The following is a 17,869-nucleotide window of genomic DNA, read 5'->3' as shown; positions in this document are numbered from 1 at the left end:
TTCCTAAGCGCGGACCTGTACCGCGCTTTTTTGCGTTCTGGGCCAGGCAAGCGCATCCCACCTGAAAAGATTTGACAAGGATTTCCATGATTCACATCACGCTCCCCGATGGTTCTCAGCGCGAATATCCCGGCCCCGTCACCGTGGCCGAGGTGGCTGCTTCGATTGGTGCTGGCCTGGCAAAGGCTGCGCTGGCTGGCAAGATCGGAGACAAGGTGGTCGATACCAGCCACCAGATCACCCAGGACAGCCCGCTCTCCATCGTGACGGCCAAGGATGCCGACGGCCTGGAGGTGATTCGCCATTCCACCGCCCACCTGCTGGCCTATGCGGTCAAGGAGCTGTTTCCTGATGCGCAGGTCACGATTGGCCCGGTGATCGAGAACGGGTTTTTCTACGATTTTTCGTACAAACGGCCCTTCACCCCTGAAGACCTTGTCGCCATTGAAAAGCGCATGACTGAGCTCGCCGCCAGGGATGAACCCGTGGTGCGGCGCGTGCTGCCACGCGATGAGGCCGTGGCGTACTTCAAGGGCCTGGGTGAGCACTACAAGGCCGAGATCATTGCCAGCATTCCCAGCAACGAAGATGTGAGCCTGTACCGCGAAGGCAGTTTCGAAGACCTGTGCCGGGGTCCGCATGTACCCAGTACCGGCAAGCTCAAGTTCTTCAAACTCATGAAAGTGGCGGGCGCCTACTGGCGCGGTGACCATCGCAACGAAATGCTGCAGCGGGTCTATGGCACGGCCTGGGCCACCAAGGACGAGCTGCAGCAGTATTTGACGATGCTGGAGGAGGCCGAGAAGCGCGACCACCGCAAGCTGGGTCGTGAGCTCGACCTGTTCCACATCGACGACCATGCGCCGGGCGTCGTTTTCTGGCACCCCAAGGGCTGGACGGTGTGGCAGGAGGTGGAGCAGTACATGCGCCGCGTTTACCGTGACAACGGCTACCAGGAAGTCAAGGGCCCGCAGCTGCTCGACAAGACGCTGTGGGAAAAGACCGGTCACTGGGACAAATACCGCGACAACATGTTCACGACCGAATCGGAGAAGCGCGACTATGCGCTCAAGCCGATGAACTGTCCCGGCCACATCCTGATCTTCAAGCAGGGCATCAAGAGCTACCGCGACCTGCCGCTGCGCTACGGCGAGTTCGGCCAATGCCACCGCAACGAGCCCACGGGCGGGTTGCACGGCATCATGCGTGTACGCGGCTTCACGCAGGACGACGGGCACATCTTCTGCACCGAAGACCATATCCTGCCCGAGTGCACGGCCTATACGGCTTTGCTGCAGAAGGTCTACAAGGACTTTGGCTTCGAGAACATCATCTACAAGGTGGCCACGCGCCCTGAGGCGCGCATTGGTTCCGACGAGAGCTGGGACAAGGCCGAGCACGCACTGATGGAGAGCCTGCGGGCATCGGGCTGCGAGTTCGAAATTGCGCCGGGCGATGGCGCTTTCTACGGCCCCAAGATCGAATACACGCTCAAGGATGCGATCGGCCGGCAATGGCAATGCGGCACCATGCAGGTGGACTTTTCCATGCCTGAGCGCCTCGACGCCGAATATGTGGGCGAGGACGGTGCGCGCCACCGGCCCGTGATGCTGCACCGCGCCATCGTCGGCAGCCTGGAGCGCTTCATCGGCATTCTGATCGAGCAGCACGCGGGAGCATTGCCGACATGGCTGGCGCCGGTGCAGGTTGCGGTGCTCAACATCACCGATGCACAGGCCGACTACTGTCGCGAAATTGCCGCGAAACTGCAAAAATCGCTGCCCCATCAAGACCTTAGGGTGGCGCTCGATCTGCGCAACGAGAAGATTACGTATAAAATACGCGAGCATTCGTTGCAAAAGCTGCCTTATATACTCGTCGCTGGTGACAAGGAGAAGGCAGCAGGTGCCGTCGCAGTGCGCACCCGGGGCAATCGAGACCTCGGTGTGATGTCCGTTGAAGCGTTCGCAGAGCTGATCGCCCAGGACATCGCTTCCAAAGTGTGATTTTGAATGAAAACATGCTCTGGCGTGCGCCCGTTGTGCGGTGTTAGCTACTTATTTTGTAGCATTTTGATTCAAGGAAGATAGCCATCGCTACTGAATTTCGTGATCGCCGCCACCGTGAAGAGCGCAAGCACCGCCTGAACCGTGAAATCATGGCCCCGGAAGTTCGTCTTTCCGGTCCTGAGAATGAGCCTTTGGGTGTGGTCAGTCTCATGGAGGCTCTGCGCATGGCCGGTGAATTGGATGTGGATCTGGTGGAGATTGCCGCCACCGCCAATCCGCCGGTGTGCCGCCTCATGGACTACGGCAAGTTCAAGTATCAAGAGCAAAAGCGTGCTGCGGAAGCCAAGGCCAAGCAGACGGTCATCGAGATCAAGGAAGTCAAGTTCCGTCCGGGTACGGACGATGGCGACTACAACATCAAGATGCGCAACATCCGCCGCTTTCTGGCGGACGGCGACAAGTGCAAGATCACGCTGCGGTTCCGTGGCCGTGAAATCACGCACCAGGAATTGGGCTTGGCCTTGCTGAACCGCATCCGCGACGAGCTGGCAGATTCCATCATCATCGAGCAGTTTCCCAAACTGGAAGGCCGCCAGATGATCATGATGATCGCCCCGGGCAAGAAGAAGCCTGCGGCCAAGCCGGTGGCGGAAGCTGCTCCGGCGTCTGGCACTTCGGCCTGAATGGATTGGAGAATTTGAGCGCTGCAACCGCAAGGGGGCAGCGTTCAATCAGGTGGTGCTTTGGCACTGCCGAACGAGAGGCGAAAGCCTTTCGATAAAAGTGGCTCGGGGCCAACAAGTTTGCAGATCGGTTTGCAAACGCCTCACGAGCACAACGAAAAGGAGCATTCACATGCCCAAAATGAAGACCAAGAGCAGCGCGAAAAAACGTTTCCGCGTTCGTCCCGGTGGCACCGTCAAGCGCGGTCAAGCCTTCAAGCGTCACATCCTGACCAAGAAGACCACCAAGAACAAGCGCCACCTGCGTGGTGCAGTTGCTGTGCATGAGACCAACATGGGCTCGATCGCACAAATGCTGCCCAGTGCTGGCCTTTAATAACTGACGAACAAGGAGTACATACATGCCTCGCGTCAAACGTGGTGTAACGGCCCGTGCCCGTCACAAGAAAGTTCTCGCCCTTGCCAAGGGTTTCCGTGGTCGCCGCGGTAATGTCTTCCGTATCGCCAAACAGGCGGTAATGAAGGCTGGGCAATATGCCTACCGTGACCGCCGCACCAAGAAGCGCGTGTTCCGCCAGTTGTGGATCGCCCGTATCAACGCCGCTGCCCGTGAACTGGGCCTGACCTACAGCCAGTTCGCCAACGGCCTGAAGAAGGCATCCATCGAGATCGACCGCAAGATGCTGGCCGACCTCGCCGTGCACGACAAGGCTGCCTTTGGCAGCATCGTGGAGCAAGTCAAGGCCAAGCTGGCTGCTTGAGTTCACGATGAGCGGCTATCGTCCTGATAGCTGCTTGCGCAATAACAGCAAGGGCTAGGGCTTGAAAAGGCACTAGCCCTTGTTCATTTTCACGAGTCGATAAAGAACGACTTACGCAAAACGGGCTGAGGCAAGACGCTTGCCATATGGAAATGTCGCTTGTGCATCCTTGTTTGCGTAAGTCATGAAAGAGTCGGTATGAACGAGTTGGATTCCCTGGTAGAGAGCGCGACGCAACTGTTTGCCCAAAGCGCCACTCCCGCAGATCTGGAAAACGCCAAGGCGCAGTTTCTGGGCAAGTCGGGCCGCGTGACCGAGCTCATGAAGGGCATGGCGCAGCTTTCCGTCGAGGAAAAAAAATCTCGCGGCGCCGCCATCAATGTCGCCAAGCAGGCCATCGAGGCGGCCCTCACGGCGCGCCGCCAGGCGCTGGCCGACGCGGAGCTGCAGGTGCAGCTCAAGGCCGAGGCGCTGGATGTGAGCCTGCCGGGCCGCCAGCGCGGGCAGGGCGGTTTGCATCCGGTATCGCTCACGCTCGAACGCATCCAGGGCATCTTCGGCTCCATGGGCTTTGACGTGGCCGAAGGCCCCGAGATCGAGACCGACTGGTTCAATTTCACTGCACTGAACACGCCCGAGGACCATCCCGCGCGGTCCATGCATGACACCTTTTATGTGGAGGGCGGCGCTCCCGGCGCGCCCAACCTGCTGCGCACGCACACCAGTCCGGTGCAGGTGCGCCATGCCGTGCAGCATGTCAAGAAGCACCGCGCACTGCTGGACGCGGGCCAGCCGATGCCCGAGATTCGCGTCATCGTGCCGGGCCGTACCTACCGCGTGGACAGTGATGCCACGCATTCGCCCATGTTCCACCAGTGCGAAGGCCTGTGGATTGGCGAGAACGTGAGCTTCAAGGACCTGAAGGTCATCTTCACGGCTTTCTGCCGCACTTTCTTCGAAAGCGATGACCTGGTGCTGCGCTTTCGGCCCAGCTTCTTCCCGTTCACCGAGCCCAGCGCCGAGATCGATATCCAGTTCCAGTCAGGCCCGCTGGCCGGCCGCTGGCTGGAGGTGGCGGGCTCAGGCCAGGTGCACCCCAATGTGGTGCGCAACATGGGACTCGACCCCGAAAAGTACATCGGTTTCGCCTTCGGCATGGGGCCTGACCGCCTGACGATGCTGCGCTACGGTGTCAACGATCTGCGTTTGTTCTTTGATGGCGACATCCGTTTCCTGTCGCAGTTTCAATAACGCAAAAAAGTGAGCTGCCAGCGCCTGTCTTCATTGGATTTGAATGCATCTTTGTCTATTGGAATCTATTGTTGACAAGCGCAACCAGCTATATTTTTAAGAGCTAACGCCAAAGAATCTCCCTATGCAATTCCCCGAGTCCTGGTTGCGCGAATTCTGCAATCCACCGCTGACAACCCAAGAGCTGGCCGACACGCTGACCATGGCCGGCCTGGAGGTCGAAGAGCTGCGCCCCGTCGCGCCGCCGTTCACCCACATCGTCGTGGGCGAGATCAAGGAGGCCGTGCAGCACCCTGACGCCGACCGCCTGCGTGTGTGCCAGGTGGACGTGGGGCAGGGCGCCTTGCTCAACATCGTGTGCGGCGCTCCCAATGCCCGCGTGGGCATCAAGGTGCCTTGCGCGCTGGTGGGTGCCGAGTTGCCGCCCGGCGACGATGGCAAGCCGTTCCTCATCAAGGTAGGCAAGCTGCGCGGCGTGGAGAGCCAGGGCATGCTGTGCTCGGCGCGCGAGCTCAAGCTGTCGGAAGACCACGGCGGCCTGCTGGAGCTGGATGCTTCGGCGCCCGTGGGCCAGGACATCCGCGCGCACCTGAATCTGGATGACACGCTGTTCACCCTCAAGCTCACACCCAATCTGGCGCATTGCCTGAGCGTCTATGGCATTGCGCGCGAAGTGTCGGCACTCACGGGCACGCCGCTGCAGCAACCGTCGTTTCCGGTGGTGAGCGCAAAGCTGTCCGACAAGCTGCCCGTGAAGGTGAGCGCCCCCGATCTGTGCGGCCGCTTCTCGGGCCGCATCGTGCGCAACGTCAACACGCGCGCCGCCACCCCGCAGTGGATGCTGGACCGCCTGGCGCGTTGCGGCCAGCGCGGCGTGTCGCCGCTGGTGGACATTTCCAACTACGTGATGTTCGAGCTGGGCCGCCCCTCGCACATTTTCGACCTGGACAAGATCCACGGCGGTCTCGATGTGCGCTGGGGCAAGCCGGGCGAGCAGCTCAAGCTGCTCAATGGCAACACCATCACGGTGGACGACAAGGTGGGCGTGATCGCCGACGACAACCAGGTCGAATCGCTGGCCGGCATCATGGGCGGTGATGCCACGGCGGTGTCCGACGACACCAGGCACATCTATATCGAGGCCGCCTTCTGGTGGCCAAAGGCGGTGGCAGGCCGCTCGCGTCGCTTCAATTTCTCGACCGATGCGGGGCACCGCTTCGAGCGCGGCGTGGATCCGAGCCTGACGGTGGAGCACATCGAGCGCATCACGCAGCTGGTCATCGACATCTGCGGCACGTCCGACACCCTGTGCGGCCCCATGGACGACCAGACGGTGAACCTGCCGACCCCCAAGCCTGTCACGTTGCGCGTGGCGCGTGCGGCCAAGGTCATCGGCATGCCGCTCACGCAGGTGCAGTGTGCCGATGCATTGCAGCGCCTGGGGCTACCGGTGGTGCAGGGCGACGGCACCGTCACCGTCACGCCGCCGTCGTTCCGTTTCGACATCACGATCGAGGAAGACCTGATCGAGGAAGTGGCGCGCATGGTGGGCTACAACCACCTGCCCACCACACCGCCGCTGGCGCCCATCACGCCCAAGCTTTCACCCGAGGCCACGCGCAGTCCGTTCGCGGTGCGCCGCTCCCTGGCAGGGCTGGGTTATCAGGAAACGATCAATTTCAGCTTTGTGGAAGAGCGCTGGGAACTGGAGTTGGCTGGCAATGCGCAACCCATCCGGCTGCTCAACCCGATTGCAAGCCACATGAGCGTCATGCGTTCCAGTTTGCTGGGTTCTTTGCTGCAGGTTTTGAAATTCAACCTGGACCGCAAGGCCGAGCGCGTGCGCGTGTTCGAGCTGGGCCGGGTGTTCCTGCGCGACGCTGGCGTGCGCAACACGGACACCACGGTGGAAGGCTTCCATCAGCCCATGCGCGTGTCCGGCCTGGCCTATGGCCCGAACGATGCATTGCAATGGGGCCGCAAGGAACAGGCCATCGACTTCTTTGATGTGAAGGGCGATGTGGAGGCCTTGCTGGCGCCGCTGCGCGCCACCTTCGAGCCGGGCACCCATCCCGCCATGCACCCCGGGCGCTGTGCCCGCGTGCTGGTGAATGGACGCGCCAGCGGCTTTGTGGGCGAACTGCATCCGCAGTGGCGCCAGTCGTGGGACCTGCCCCAGGCGCCGGTGATGTTCGAGCTGGAGCTGGATGCCGTGCTGCAGTGCGTGGTGCCCGAGTTCAAGGCGGTGGCCAAGCACCAGGCGGTCGAGCGCGATCTGGCCGTGGTGGTGGCCGAGCGGGTGACGCATGCGCAGGTGATGGATGCCATCACGGCGGCCATCCCCGGCGGCATGTTGCGTTCTGCCGTGCTGTTTGACGTGTACCGTCCCAAGCCTTTGCGCGCTGGTGAAACGGCTCCCGCAGGCGGCCTGGCTGCCGGCGAAAAAAGCCTGGCGGTGCGCCTCACGCTGGGACGCGACGAAGCCACGCTGACCGAAGCCGAGATCGAGGCCGCGGTGCAAGCGGTGGTGGCCCGATGGGTAGCCGACACTGGTGGACGGTTGCGTGTTTGATCTGGAATCGGGAGCGCCTGCGTGATTGAATTTGCGGTAGACAGTATCGAAACCCCTGCGCTGACCAAGGCGCAGCTGGCCGATCTCCTGTTCGATCAGATCGGACTGAACAAGCGCGAGTCCAAGGACATGATCGACGCTTTCTTCGACCTCATCGCCCAACGCCTGGTGGATGGCAAGGACGTCAAACTCTCTGGTTTTGGAAATTTCCAGATCCGGACCAAGGCGCCACGGCCGGGGCGCAACCCGCGCACGGGTGAGGCCATCCCCATCCAGGCACGCCGGGTGGTGACCTTCCATGCCAGCAGCAAGCTCAAGGAGCAGATCCAGTCTGCTGCTTCGGTGGCTGGGTGAAGCGTGAACAGTTTGACTCCATTGTTGTTTCATTCTGGCGTTTGCAGCCTGTCTGCAGTACGCTAGCCAGCTTTCCGTCCGAACCAGCATCTATGGGCACCCAGCTTCCTTCGATTCCCGCCAAGCGGTACTTCACGATTGGTGAGGTTGCGGAGCTGTGCGGTGTCAAGCCACATGTGTTGCGCTATTGGGAGCAGGAATTCACCCAGCTGCGGCCCATGAAGCGTCGTGGCAACCGCCGGTATTACCAGCACCACGAGGTGCTCATGATCCGGCGCATCCGTGATCTGCTGTACGACCAGGGCTTCACCATCAGCGGGGCACGCAATCGCTTGCAGGAACCGGCGCCTTTTGGGCACGATGAAGCGCCGCCGCTGGCGCTGGTGCCGGAATCGGTGCACGGTGTCGTGACCGACGATGCCATGGAAGGCCTGTGCGCCGATTCCGCCAGCGTCTGGCTCGACAGCCATGGGGTGCGCCAGGAATTATTTGAAATTCGTGCACTGCTTTCCCGGGACGGATGAATTATCTGTATATAATCTAAGTCTTGTCGGCGTGTAGCGCAGCCTGGTAGCGCACTTGCATGGGGTGCAAGGGGTCGCGAGTTCGAATCCCGCCACGCCGACCAGTAATGACAAGGGTTAGCAGACTAGTGTCTGCTAACCCTTTTGTCTTTCTGGAACCAGATGGAAAAATTTAGCCACACTTTTAGCCACACTGCGAGCGAAGCCTGCTTTCGAAATATGGCTGGCATTCTGAACATAGACATGGGAACTGAACTGGTGACCCTGTAGTCGCCCAGGTGAAAAGCAAAAGTCTCTAGGGTTGTGATTCTGGTTGTCGTGGGTTCGAGTCCCATTAGCCACCCCATATAAATCAAGCACTTAGCCCGGTTCGCCGGGCTTTTTGCTTTCTGGGTCTGCAGTACCAATACAGCATTCAGGTGCGGCTCATAATCTGCACCATGACTCGGATCAGGGTTTCACCCCATGGCTATAACTTTTTTTTCTGCTGGAATTGCATACGTATGCAATCTCATCTTTGAAAGTTTTTCCCATGATCAGATACCTCAAGCGCGGCAAGGACATGCAGATCCGTGCCAACGACGATGCAAAGGTGCGCGCCACCGTTGAGTCGATCATCCGTGACGTCGAACAACGCGGCGACGATGCCGTGCGTGAGTACAGCCGGCAATTCGACAATTGGGACCCAGCCGATTTCCGGCTCTCGATGGCCGAGATCGAGGCGGCGCGTAAGGCCCTGTCCGATCGGGAGATCGAAGACATCCGCTTTGCACAGACCCAGGTGCAGCGCTTTGCGCAAATCCAGCGCGATTCGATGAAAGACGTGGAAGTCGAAACCTATCCCGGCGTGGTGTTGGGCCACAAGCACATCCCCGTCAATGCCGTGGGCTGCTACGTGCCTGGCGGCAAGTACCCCCTGCTGGCTTCGGCCCACATGAGCGTACTCACTGCCAAGGTGGCGGGCGTACAGCGCATCGTCTCGACAGCACCGCCTTTCCAGGGCAAGCCGCACCCGGCCATCGTGACGGCCATGCACATGGCCGGGGCTGACGAGATCCTGGTGCTTGGCGGGGTTCAGGCTGTGGTCGCCATGGCCGTGGGCACCGGCAGCATCGCGCCGGTGGACATGCTGGTCGGCCCGGGCAATATGTATGTGGCCGAAGCCAAACGCCAGCTCTATGGCCGTGTGGGCATTGACCTGTTTGCCGGCCCCACCGAGACCCTGGTGATTGCCGATGACAGCGTGGACGCCGAGATGTGCGCAGTCGACCTGCTCGGCCAGGCCGAACACGGCCCCACCTCCCCGGCGGTGCTGCTGACCACCAGCGAACAGCTCGCCCGCGAGACGATGGTCGAAGTCGAGCGCCAGCTCACCATCTTGCCCACCGCAGCCATTGCCTCGCAAAGCTGGCGCGACTATGGCGAGGTCATTGTCTGTGACACGCAAGACGAGATGATCGCCAAGGCCGACGAGCTGGCCTTTGAGCATGTGCAGGTCCTGACGCGCAACCCCGATGACTTCCTGCACCGCATGACCAACTTTGGCGCGCTGTTCCTCGGCCCGCGCACCAATGTGAGTTTTGGCGACAAGGTGATCGGCACCAACCACACCCTGCCGACCAACCGCAACGCCCGCTACACCGGCGGTTTGTGGGTCGGCAAATTCCTCAAAACCTGCACCTACCAACGGGTGTTGACCGACGAAGCCAGCGCGCTGATGGGCGAGTACTGCTCGCGCCTGTGCCACATGGAAAATTTCGCAGGTCACGGTGAGCAGGCCAATCTGCGCGTTCGCCGCTATGGCACGCGCGCCGAGGTGCCGTGGTACCAGCCGGTCCCGGCACTGGATTGAGCATGCAGCTGCCGCAAGCCCCCTCCTTCCGACTCGACGGCCAGCGGGCCCTGGTCACGGGTGGCAGCCGGGGCATTGGCCTGGCGGCCGCCACCGCGCTGGCCCAGGCCGGCGCCCACGTCACCCTGGCAGCGCGTTCAGCCACTGACCTCGAGCAGGCCTGTCAGGCCTTGCGCCAGGCCGGTCTGGCGGCCGATGCCCTGGTGCTGGACGTGACCGATTCGGCCCGTGTGGAACGCGACATTGCGACGCACGGACCGTTTCAGGTGCTGGTCAACAACGCCGGCATGAACCGACCCCGCCCGCTGGTGGACACGCCCGACGCCGACATCGACGCCGTGTTGGACCTCAACGTCAAGGCCACCTTCTACGTCAGCCGTGCGGTCAGCCGTCAACTGCTGGCCGCCGGGCTGCCTGGCAGCATCATCAACATCTCCTCGCAGATGGGCCATGTGGGCAGCCCCCGACGCACGCTGTACTGCGCCAGCAAGCATGCGATCGAAGGCATGACCAAGGCCCTGGCCTGGGAGCTGGGTCCCGCCCGCATCCGCGTCAACACCCTGTGCCCGACTTTCATCGAAACCGACATGACCGCGCCCATGCTGGCCGACCCCAGCTTCAGGCAATGGGCGCAGGAGAAGATCGCGCTGCAACGCTGGGGGCGCCCTGAAGAAGTCATGGGGGCCGTGGTTTTTCTGGCCAGCGAGGCGTCCAGCCTGATGACGGGCAGCGCCCTAATGCTCGACGGCGGCTGGACCGCCGCATGAAGCAATCTGCCACCGCCCAGGAGGTGGCACGCCAGGCTGGGGTGTCGCAGTCGGCGGTCAGCCGCACCTTCACACCGGGGGCCAGCGTCTCGAGCGCCACGCGTGAAAAAGTGCTGGCCGCTGCGGCGGCGCTGGGTTACCGGCCCAATGCACTGGCGCGCAGCCTGATCACGCGCCGCAGCCGCATCATTGCGCTGGTGATGAATTACCTGGACAACCAGTTCTACCCCCAGGTCATCGAAAAACTCTCGCAGCAGCTGCAGCAAGAGGGCTACCACGTCCTCATGTTCATCGGCGAGACCGGTCAGCACAACGCCGACGCAGTACTGACCGAGATCCTGCAGTACCAGGTGGACGGCATCGTGCTGGCCTCGACCACGCTCTCGCCCGAGCTGGCGCGCAACTGTGAAGCCTCGGGCGTGCCGGTGGTGCTGCTCAACCGACTGGCCCAGATAGGGCAGCAGGCCTTGCGGGGCACCAGCAGTGTCACCACCGCCAACCGCCAGGGCGGCCTGCTGGTAGCCCAGTGGCTGGTGGCGCAGGGTTATCGACGCATTGCCTACGTGGCGGGTCTGGAGAACGCCTCCACCAGCATCGAGCGCGAAGCGGGTCTGCGCGAAGGCCTGGCGCAGGCAGGTCTGACCTTGCATGCGCGCACCAGCGGCGACTACAACTTCGAAACGGCACAACAGGCCATGCGTGAACTGCTCTCGCTGCCAAGCCGCCCCGATGCGGTCTTCGTGGCCAACGACCACATGGCGATCGCAGCCCTGGATGTGGCCCGCATCGAATGCGGTTTGCGGGTGCCGCAGGATGTGGCAGTGGTCGGCTTTGACGACATCGCCCCCGCCCGCTGGGGCAGCTACCAGCTCACCACCGTGCTGCAGGATGTGCCCGCCATGGTACAGGCCACGGTGGAGCTGCTGATGGAGCAGATGCAGGGCCGGGTGCAGGCACGCCACGTCGTGCTGGAATGCCGACTGATCGAACGCGCCACAGCCTGAGACTGCCCGCACATCTCAGGCCCATCCGCCAACTCACATGGTGGCGGTCAGACCGCCATCAACCACCAGCAGCTGGCCAGTGATGAAAGCCGCCTCGGGCGACGCCAGAAACGCCACCGCTGCCGCCAGATCCTGCGGCTGGCCCCAGCGACCGGCCGGTGTGCGTTGTCGCAACCAGCCGTCAAACTGGGGGTCCTGCCAGAGGGCTTGCGTAAGCTCGGTCTGGATATAGCCCGGCGCGATCGCATTGATGGTCACCCCTTGGGGGGTGAGCTCGCTCGACCACTGGCGCACCAGGGCGTGCAGTGCCCCCTTGGCGGCGGTGTAGGCCGTCACCCGCTCGCGGCCCAGCACGGCCGTGATCGAGCCGGTGAACAGGATGCGGCCCCAGCCGCGCTCGGCCATGGTGCGCGCCACCTGTCGGGCAATCGCCCACTGCGCCGTGAGGTTGAAGGCGATCACCCGCTCGAACTCGGCCTGCGGAAAGTCGAGCAGAGCCTCGCGGTGCTGGATGCCGGCATTGGCAAACAGGATGTCGACCGGGCCGATCTCGCGTGCGATGCGATCGACCGCCTGCTCGCTGGCGGCCAAGTCGCCAACATCGAAAGGCATGGCCCGAAAATCCAGTCCGAGCGCACGCCCCTCTTGCACCACTTGCTCAACCTGGGCGGCCTGGCGGCCATTGATGACCACCGTGGCGCCCTGCTCACCCAGCGCCTGCGCGGCGGCCAGACCGATGCCACGCGTCGAACCGGTCACCAGCGCAGTGCGGCCATCGAGTCGGAACAAGGGGGTGCGCGCCATGGTCAGAAGGCGACCTGATCACCGCCCTTGAGGGCCAGCATCTGTCGGGCCTCGGCGGGCGTGGCGATCTCCAGGTTCAGGGCTTCAAGCACGGTGCGGATGCGACGCACCTGCTCGGCGCTGGATTTCGCCAGCTCGCCAGGCCCGATCCACAGCGAATCTTCCAGCCCCACCCGCACATGCGAGCCCATGGCCGCGCCAATGCTGGCCATCGCGATCTGGTTCTTGCCTGCACCCAGGATGGACCATTGGTACTGGTCACCAAAGAGGCGGTCAGCGGTGCGGCGCATGTGCATTAGGTCTTCGGGGTGAGGACCGATGCCGCCCAGAATGCCAAACACCGACTGCACAAATAGCGGGCCGCTGACCAGGCCACGATCCATGAAGTGCGCCAGGTTGTAGAGGTGGCTGATGTCGTAGCACTCAAACTCGAAGCGGGTGCCGTTTTCGGTGCCCTTGCGCAAAATCGCCTCGATGTCCTTGTAGGTGTTCTTGAAAATCAGGTCGCGGCTGTTTTCCAGGTGCTGGCGCTCCCAGTCGTGCGCAAAATTCTTGAAGCGGTCGAGCATCGGGAACAGGCCGAAATTCATCGAGCCCATGTTGAGCGAGGCCACCTCGGGCTTGAAGCGCATGGCCGGGCGCATGCGGTCATCCACCGTCATGTGCGGGCTACCACCGGTGGTGATGTTGACCACCGCCTGGGTGCGCGCCTTGATCTGCTCCAGAAACGGCACAAACAGCTCCGGGTCCTGCGAAGGGCGCCCATCGGCCGGATCGCGCGCATGCAGGTGCAGAATCGCCGCACCCGCTTCGGCGGCGGCAATCGCGGCCTCGGCAATCTGGTCGGCCGTCACCGGCAGGTAGGGCGACATGCTGGGCGTGTGGATGGCGCCGGTAGGCGCGCAGGTGATGATGACTTTGCGGTTCTTGCTCATGGTCAGCTCCGGGTGGAAAGTTGGGATTCGAGTTGTTTCTTGTGCAGCGCCAACGCCATCAGCCGGCGATCACGCCAATTGCGGCGCTCGCCCAGCGCTTCGCTGGGCAGCAGGTCGCGACGCGCCTGGTGGAGCTGCTCGATCAGTGCGCTGGACCAAGGCTCGGTGGACACCTGCTCCTTCGCGATCGACTGGTACATGCCGCCGTAACGGGCGCAGTAATCTTCCAGACCGCCAGGGGCATTGAGGTCGATCGTTTCAAACGGGCCCATGAAGGACCAGCGCAGGCCCAGGCCATCGCGAATCGTCACATCCAGTCCATCCACATCGACATAGCCCTGCTCGACCAGACGGAAAGCCTCGCGCAGCAAGGCACCCTGCAAACGGTTGAGGATGAAACCCTCGAGCTCGCGCCGGACATGCACCGGTTTCTGGCCCACCTGGTCCATCAGTGCCATGCAGCGCTGCACCGCCTCCTGGGTGGTCCAGGGTGCGCCACAGACCTCGACCACCGGCACCAGATAGGGCGGGTTGACCGGATGGGCCACCAGGCAGCGCGAGCGCCCGGCCATCGTTTCGGTGAAGGCCGAGGCCGGAATGCTGGAGGTGGAGCTGCCAATCACCGCCTGTGCAGGCGCCAACGTGTCCATGCGGGCATAAATGTCTTGCTTGATGCTCAGCACTTCGGGCAGGCTTTCCTGCACATAGTCCACACCGGCCAGTGCGTCGGCCAAAGCCTCGCAGGTCTGCACCCTCGAAAGCAGCGCGCCGGCATCGTCCACCAGACCACTTCGCTGCAGCTCGTTGGCCAGCTCGCCCACCATTTCACGGGCGCGCTGCAATGCGGCGGCATCGCCGTCCCATATGCGCACGACGCAGCCTGCGCGCGCAAACACCAGTGTCCAGGCCTGGCCGATCAGGCCGGTGCCCACCACCGCCACGGTTGGGGTTGTTGTCATATCAGGTCCTTTCAGCTCAAGGACTGGGTGTGGCCATCGACCGCCAGCGCCTGGCCGGTGATACTGCGTGCGGCCGCGCTGCTGGCAAACAGCACGGTGTCGGCCACATCTTCGGGCGTGACCATGCGGCCCAGGGCCGACTGGTTTTCGTAGTCGGCGGTGACCGACTCCAGGCTCTTGCCCATGATTTTGGCCTTGGCTTCGATGACCGCGCGGATGCGCGGCCCGTCCACGGCCCCCGGCAGCACAGCGTTGACCCTGATGCCCTCCTTGCCCAACTCGATGGCCAGCGACTTGGTCAGGCCAATCACGGCCCACTTGGACGCGGAATACGCCGAGCGGCCCGGCATGCCCAGGTGCCCCGCGGCCGAGGACATGTTGACGATGGCCGCTTGCCTGGACTGGCGAAGCAGGGGCACGGCATGCTTGGCACACAGGAACTGTCCCACCACATTGACTTCGAGCGTGCGCACCAGATCGACCAGCTCCATCTCGCCGATCAGGGCCGTGGGCCCCGCAATGCCGGCGTTGTTGACCAGCACATCTAGGCCCCCCAGGGCCTGCTCGACCTGGCCCAGCATGGACTGCACGCTGGCCTCGTTGGCCACATCCGCGACGCAGCCCTGAAGGCCCGGCAACTCGTGCTGTGCCTGCGCCAGCGCGGCGCCGTTCACATCACAAACGAACACGCGGGCCCCGGCCTGCATGAAGCCGCGCGCCATGACCAGGCCAATGCCACTGGCACCGGCCGTGATCAGGACCTTGAGTTGGGAATGAGAAGGGTCTTTGAGCATAAGAACTTCCAGTGAAAATCAGATCCAGAGTTTTTCGCGACGGTAATCGAGGTCGCGCAGCAAAGGTTCGGCCGGGCCCAGGTGCGAGATGCGTCCACGGTCGAGCACCAAGGCGCGGTCGGACAAGGCCAGAGTCAGGTCAAGGTTGTGGTCCACGATCAGCATCGTCACCTGGCCCTTGAGGCGCAAGATGGCGTTGAACACCTCTTCGGTCATGGCCGGCGACAGGCCTTCAAAGGGCTCGTCGAGCAGCAGCACCTTCACATGGCCAGCCAGCGCTCGCGCAATCGCCACCATCTGCTGCTCGCCACCCGATAGCGATTCGACATTGACTTCGTAGCGCTCACGCAGCCGGGGAAAAACCTCGAAGATCCGCTCGTCGGTCCAGGCCTCGCCACCGCTGTGGCTGCGACGCAGGCGGCCCAGCATCAGGTTGTCGCGCACGGTCAGGCCCGGAAACAGGCGGCGGCCCTGCGGCACAAAGGCAATGCCCAGCCGCGCCATCAGCTCGGGCACCGGCGCGGTGATCGAGCGGCCCTCGATTTGCACCGAACCACCACCGAGCCTGGCCATGCCGATCAGGCTCTTGAGCAAGGTCGACTTGCCCGCGCCGTTGCGACCGAGCACCGCCAGGATCTCGCCCTCGTGGGCCTCAAACCCAATGCCCGACAGGATGTGGCTCTTGCCGTAGTAGGCCTCGATGCCTGAAACGCTGATGCACACCTGCTCGCCCACGCGGGTGGGCACGACCTTGCTGGCCAGCGCTTCGGTGCCCGAGCCGATGTAGATTTCGCGCACCCGGTCGTCGCCACGCACCACCTGGGGCTCCCCCTCGACCAGCACGCTGCCCATGCTCATCACAGTGATGCGGTCAGACAATTCAAACACCCGGTCCACATCGTGCTCGACCAAAAGCACGCCAATACGGTCGGCCAGGCGGCGAATGAGCTTGCCAATCCGCTCACGCTCGGCCACCGCCAGACCGGCCAGCGGCTCGTCGAGCAAAAGGATGCGCGGGGCACCGCCCAGGGCCAGACCCATGTCCACCAGGCGCTGACCGCCATAGGACAGATCCTCGGCCAGGGCAGACTCCATGCCGTCCACGCCCAGAAAGCGGATCAGCTCACGGGTCTGCGCTTCGGTACCGGCCAAGTCTTCGGCACGGCGCCAGATGGAAAAGCACGATGCGTCGCGGGCCATGACCGACAGGCGCAGGTTGTCCTGCACACTCAGGCCTTTGAAAAGGTTGGTGATCTGGAACGACCGGCTCAAGCCCGCCTGGCAGGCGGCAGTCGGGTCTTCACCCGGCAAAACTGAAGCGCCCAGCCGGACCCGGCCGGTGTCGGGTGCGAACATGCCCGAAATCAGGTTGAACAGGGAAGTCTTGCCGGCTCCGTTGGGGCCAATCAGGGCGTGCAAACCGCGCGACTGCACATGCACCGACACTTCGTGCACCGCCCTGACCCCGCCAAAGTGCTTGGTCACCTGCTCGGCCACCAGGGCGTCGGCCCCGCCCTCGGGCAGGAACGAGGGAAAAGGCTGCGGCGTGGCAGGCACCTTGCGCGCCGACATGGCCGCCTGCGTGGTGCTGGCCGGGCGCAGCCAGCGCATTACCCGCTCACCAATGCCCACGAGACCTGCTGGCGAGAGCAGGATGAAGCCCACGAACACCAGACCAAAGAACAACAACCAGTTTTCGGTGTATTGCGACAGATATTCGCGAAACAGCAGGAAGAACAGCGCGCCCACCAAAGGACCTGCAAAGCTGCGCATGCCGCCAATCAGCACCATCGCCAGCAGCTCGCCCGACAGCGGCACAGACAGCATTTCAGCCGAGGCAATGCGGTGGTTGAGCACCGACAAGGCGCCCGCCAGACCGGTGACCGTGGCGGAGATGACGAAGGCCGTCAGCTTGTACTTTCGTACCGAATAGCCGATGAAGCGGGTGCGCTGCTCGTTCTCGCGGATGGCCAGCAGCACCTTGCCAAAAGGCGAGTGCATCAGGCGCAGCATGAACACGCCCACCGCCATGGCAATCACGGCCACGAAAATGTAGAAGGTCCAGGGATCGTCGAGCCGCAGACCGAACAGGCTGCGCCGCTCGATGCCGCCCAGGCCGTTTTCGCCGCCGGTCAGCGCCGTCCAGCGAAAAGCCACGGTGAAGGTCAGCGCACTCAGGGCCAGGGTGAGCAACGAGAAATACACCCCCTTGCGCCGCAGAATGACTGCCCCCAGCACCAGTGACGACACCAGCACCAGGGCCAGGGCCAGCAGCAAGGGCATCAGCACCGAATCGGGGAAGAAGCGCTGCTGCACAATCGCCAGCGCATAGCCGCCCAGACCGAACCAGGCCGCATGACCGAAAGAGACCAGCCCAGTGTGACCGAGCAGCAGGTTCAGGCCCAGGCCCACCATGGCCAGCAGCACGCAGTCGACCACCGAGGTCATGGTCAGGCCACCGGCCTGCAGCACCCAGGGCAACAGCACCAGACCCGCCAGCATGCCGAGCCAGACGCGCATTTCATGGCGCGCGGCGGGGCCGCGCACAGGTGACGCGGTGTTTTCTGCCGCGTCCAGAGTTTGGGATATGTGGCTCATCT

16 protein-coding genes and 1 tRNA gene are annotated in these 17,869 nt (G+C 63.0%); 12 read left to right on the top strand and 5 right to left on the bottom strand.

The genetic code is table 11. From position 1 onward, the window contains the following. The first annotated feature begins 86 nt into the window (after positions 1-86). From thrS to AC1RDS_RS05435, 12 genes are all read left to right on the top strand, one after another. Entirely contained in the window at positions 87-2,006 is a 1,920-nt protein-coding gene (thrS, locus tag AC1RDS_RS05490) for a threonine--tRNA ligase (protein ID WP_348684046.1), read from the top strand. Positions 2,007-2,086: 80 nt separating this feature from the next. Further along, on the top strand, positions 2,087-2,692 hold the full coding sequence (gene infC, locus AC1RDS_RS05485; protein WP_092696646.1) for a translation initiation factor IF-3: 606 nt from the start codon (positions 2,087-2,089) through the stop codon (positions 2,690-2,692). Between the two features lie 172 nt (positions 2,693-2,864). Next, positions 2,865-3,068 (top strand): 50S ribosomal protein L35, encoded by a 204-nt coding sequence (gene rpmI, locus AC1RDS_RS05480; protein ID WP_055402683.1) that lies wholly within the window; start codon positions 2,865-2,867, stop codon positions 3,066-3,068. A 25-nt stretch (positions 3,069-3,093) separates the two neighbouring features. Then, positions 3,094-3,453, top strand: a complete 360-nt coding sequence (gene rplT / locus AC1RDS_RS05475; RefSeq protein WP_005795139.1) for a 50S ribosomal protein L20 — start codon at positions 3,094-3,096, stop codon at positions 3,451-3,453. Positions 3,454-3,651: 198 nt separating this feature from the next. After that, the gene (gene pheS / locus AC1RDS_RS05470) at positions 3,652-4,704 is read left to right on the top strand and encodes a phenylalanine--tRNA ligase subunit alpha (protein WP_092696647.1); all 1,053 of its coding nucleotides are present in this window, start codon (positions 3,652-3,654) and stop codon (positions 4,702-4,704) included. A gap of 124 nt (positions 4,705-4,828) precedes the next feature. Next, positions 4,829-7,276, top strand: a complete 2,448-nt coding sequence (gene pheT / locus AC1RDS_RS05465) for a phenylalanine--tRNA ligase subunit beta (RefSeq protein ID WP_348684048.1) — start codon at positions 4,829-4,831, stop codon at positions 7,274-7,276. A gap of 21 nt (positions 7,277-7,297) precedes the next feature. Beyond that, the gene (locus AC1RDS_RS05460; protein WP_034712216.1) at positions 7,298-7,630 is read left to right on the top strand and encodes an integration host factor subunit alpha; all 333 of its coding nucleotides are present in this window, start codon (positions 7,298-7,300) and stop codon (positions 7,628-7,630) included. A gap of 92 nt (positions 7,631-7,722) precedes the next feature. Next, the gene (locus AC1RDS_RS05455) at positions 7,723-8,154 is read left to right on the top strand and encodes a MerR family transcriptional regulator (RefSeq protein ID WP_092696649.1); all 432 of its coding nucleotides are present in this window, start codon (positions 7,723-7,725) and stop codon (positions 8,152-8,154) included. Between the two features lie 27 nt (positions 8,155-8,181). Continuing rightward, positions 8,182-8,258 (top strand) — tRNA-Pro (locus AC1RDS_RS05450). A gap of 428 nt (positions 8,259-8,686) precedes the next feature. Further along, positions 8,687-10,006 (top strand): histidinol dehydrogenase, encoded by a 1,320-nt coding sequence (gene hisD / locus AC1RDS_RS05445; RefSeq protein WP_492226729.1) that lies wholly within the window; start codon positions 8,687-8,689, stop codon positions 10,004-10,006. A 2-nt stretch (positions 10,007-10,008) separates the two neighbouring features. Next, a complete protein-coding gene (locus AC1RDS_RS05440; RefSeq protein WP_492226728.1) occupies positions 10,009-10,773 on the top strand; it encodes an SDR family NAD(P)-dependent oxidoreductase in 765 nt (254 codons plus the stop codon). Next, the gene (locus AC1RDS_RS05435; protein ID WP_492226727.1) at positions 10,770-11,777 is read left to right on the top strand and encodes a LacI family DNA-binding transcriptional regulator; all 1,008 of its coding nucleotides are present in this window, start codon (positions 10,770-10,772) and stop codon (positions 11,775-11,777) included. The genes AC1RDS_RS05440 and AC1RDS_RS05435 overlap by 4 nt, the downstream gene beginning before the upstream one ends. A 33-nt stretch (positions 11,778-11,810) precedes the next feature. On the opposite strand, the gene AC1RDS_RS05430 is transcribed toward AC1RDS_RS05435, so the two are convergent. The 5 genes from AC1RDS_RS05430 to AC1RDS_RS05410 are packed head-to-tail and all read right to left on the bottom strand — an operon-like array spanning position 11,811 to position 17,867. After that, positions 11,811-12,581 (bottom strand): SDR family NAD(P)-dependent oxidoreductase, encoded by a 771-nt coding sequence (locus tag AC1RDS_RS05430; RefSeq protein ID WP_492226726.1) that lies wholly within the window; start codon positions 12,579-12,581, stop codon positions 11,811-11,813. A gap of 2 nt (positions 12,582-12,583) precedes the next feature. Beyond that, on the bottom strand, positions 12,584-13,516 hold the full coding sequence (gene kce, locus AC1RDS_RS05425; RefSeq protein WP_492226725.1) for a 3,5-dioxohexanoate:acetyl-CoA acetone transferase: 933 nt from the start codon (positions 13,514-13,516) through the stop codon (positions 12,584-12,586). A gap of 2 nt (positions 13,517-13,518) precedes the next feature. Then, positions 13,519-14,475, bottom strand: a complete 957-nt coding sequence (locus tag AC1RDS_RS05420; RefSeq protein ID WP_492226724.1) for a 3-hydroxyacyl-CoA dehydrogenase — start codon at positions 14,473-14,475, stop codon at positions 13,519-13,521. Between the two features lie 11 nt (positions 14,476-14,486). Continuing rightward, complete coding sequence (locus tag AC1RDS_RS05415) at positions 14,487-15,269, bottom strand: SDR family oxidoreductase (RefSeq protein WP_492226723.1); 783 nt, start codon at positions 15,267-15,269, stop codon at positions 14,487-14,489. Between the two features lie 18 nt (positions 15,270-15,287). Beyond that, on the bottom strand, positions 15,288-17,867 hold the full coding sequence (locus tag AC1RDS_RS05410) for a branched-chain amino acid ABC transporter ATP-binding protein/permease (protein WP_492226722.1): 2,580 nt from the start codon (positions 17,865-17,867) through the stop codon (positions 15,288-15,290). Between the last annotated feature and the right edge of the window lie 2 nt (positions 17,868-17,869).

Source organism: Acidovorax sp. GW823-FHT02H02, from assembly GCF_058797075.1.
This window is presented reverse-complemented; position numbering and strand designations above follow the sequence as displayed.

Coding starts and splice junctions, on each gene's coding strand:
- thrS (WP_348684046.1), top strand. CDS start 87: ATGATTCACATCACGCTCCCCGATGGTTCTCAGCGCGAATATCCCGGC.
- rpmI (WP_055402683.1), top strand. CDS start 2,865: ATGCCCAAAATGAAGACCAAGAGCAGCGCGAAAAAACGTTTCCGCGTT.
- rplT (WP_005795139.1), top strand. CDS start 3,094: ATGCCTCGCGTCAAACGTGGTGTAACGGCCCGTGCCCGTCACAAGAAA.
- pheS (WP_092696647.1), top strand. CDS start 3,652: ATGAACGAGTTGGATTCCCTGGTAGAGAGCGCGACGCAACTGTTTGCC.
- pheT (WP_348684048.1), top strand. CDS start 4,829: ATGCAATTCCCCGAGTCCTGGTTGCGCGAATTCTGCAATCCACCGCTG.
- AC1RDS_RS05455 (WP_092696649.1), top strand. CDS start 7,723: ATGGGCACCCAGCTTCCTTCGATTCCCGCCAAGCGGTACTTCACGATT.
- hisD (WP_492226729.1), top strand. CDS start 8,687: ATGATCAGATACCTCAAGCGCGGCAAGGACATGCAGATCCGTGCCAAC.
- AC1RDS_RS05440 (WP_492226728.1), top strand. CDS start 10,009: ATGCAGCTGCCGCAAGCCCCCTCCTTCCGACTCGACGGCCAGCGGGCC.
- AC1RDS_RS05435 (WP_492226727.1), top strand. CDS start 10,770: ATGAAGCAATCTGCCACCGCCCAGGAGGTGGCACGCCAGGCTGGGGTG.
- AC1RDS_RS05430 (WP_492226726.1), bottom strand. CDS start 12,581: ATGGCGCGCACCCCCTTGTTCCGACTCGATGGCCGCACTGCGCTGGTG.
- kce (WP_492226725.1), bottom strand. CDS start 13,516: ATGAGCAAGAACCGCAAAGTCATCATCACCTGCGCGCCTACCGGCGCC.
- AC1RDS_RS05420 (WP_492226724.1), bottom strand. CDS start 14,475: ATGACAACAACCCCAACCGTGGCGGTGGTGGGCACCGGCCTGATCGGC.
- AC1RDS_RS05415 (WP_492226723.1), bottom strand. CDS start 15,269: ATGCTCAAAGACCCTTCTCATTCCCAACTCAAGGTCCTGATCACGGCC.
- AC1RDS_RS05410 (WP_492226722.1), bottom strand. CDS start 17,867: ATGAGCCACATATCCCAAACTCTGGACGCGGCAGAAAACACCGCGTCA.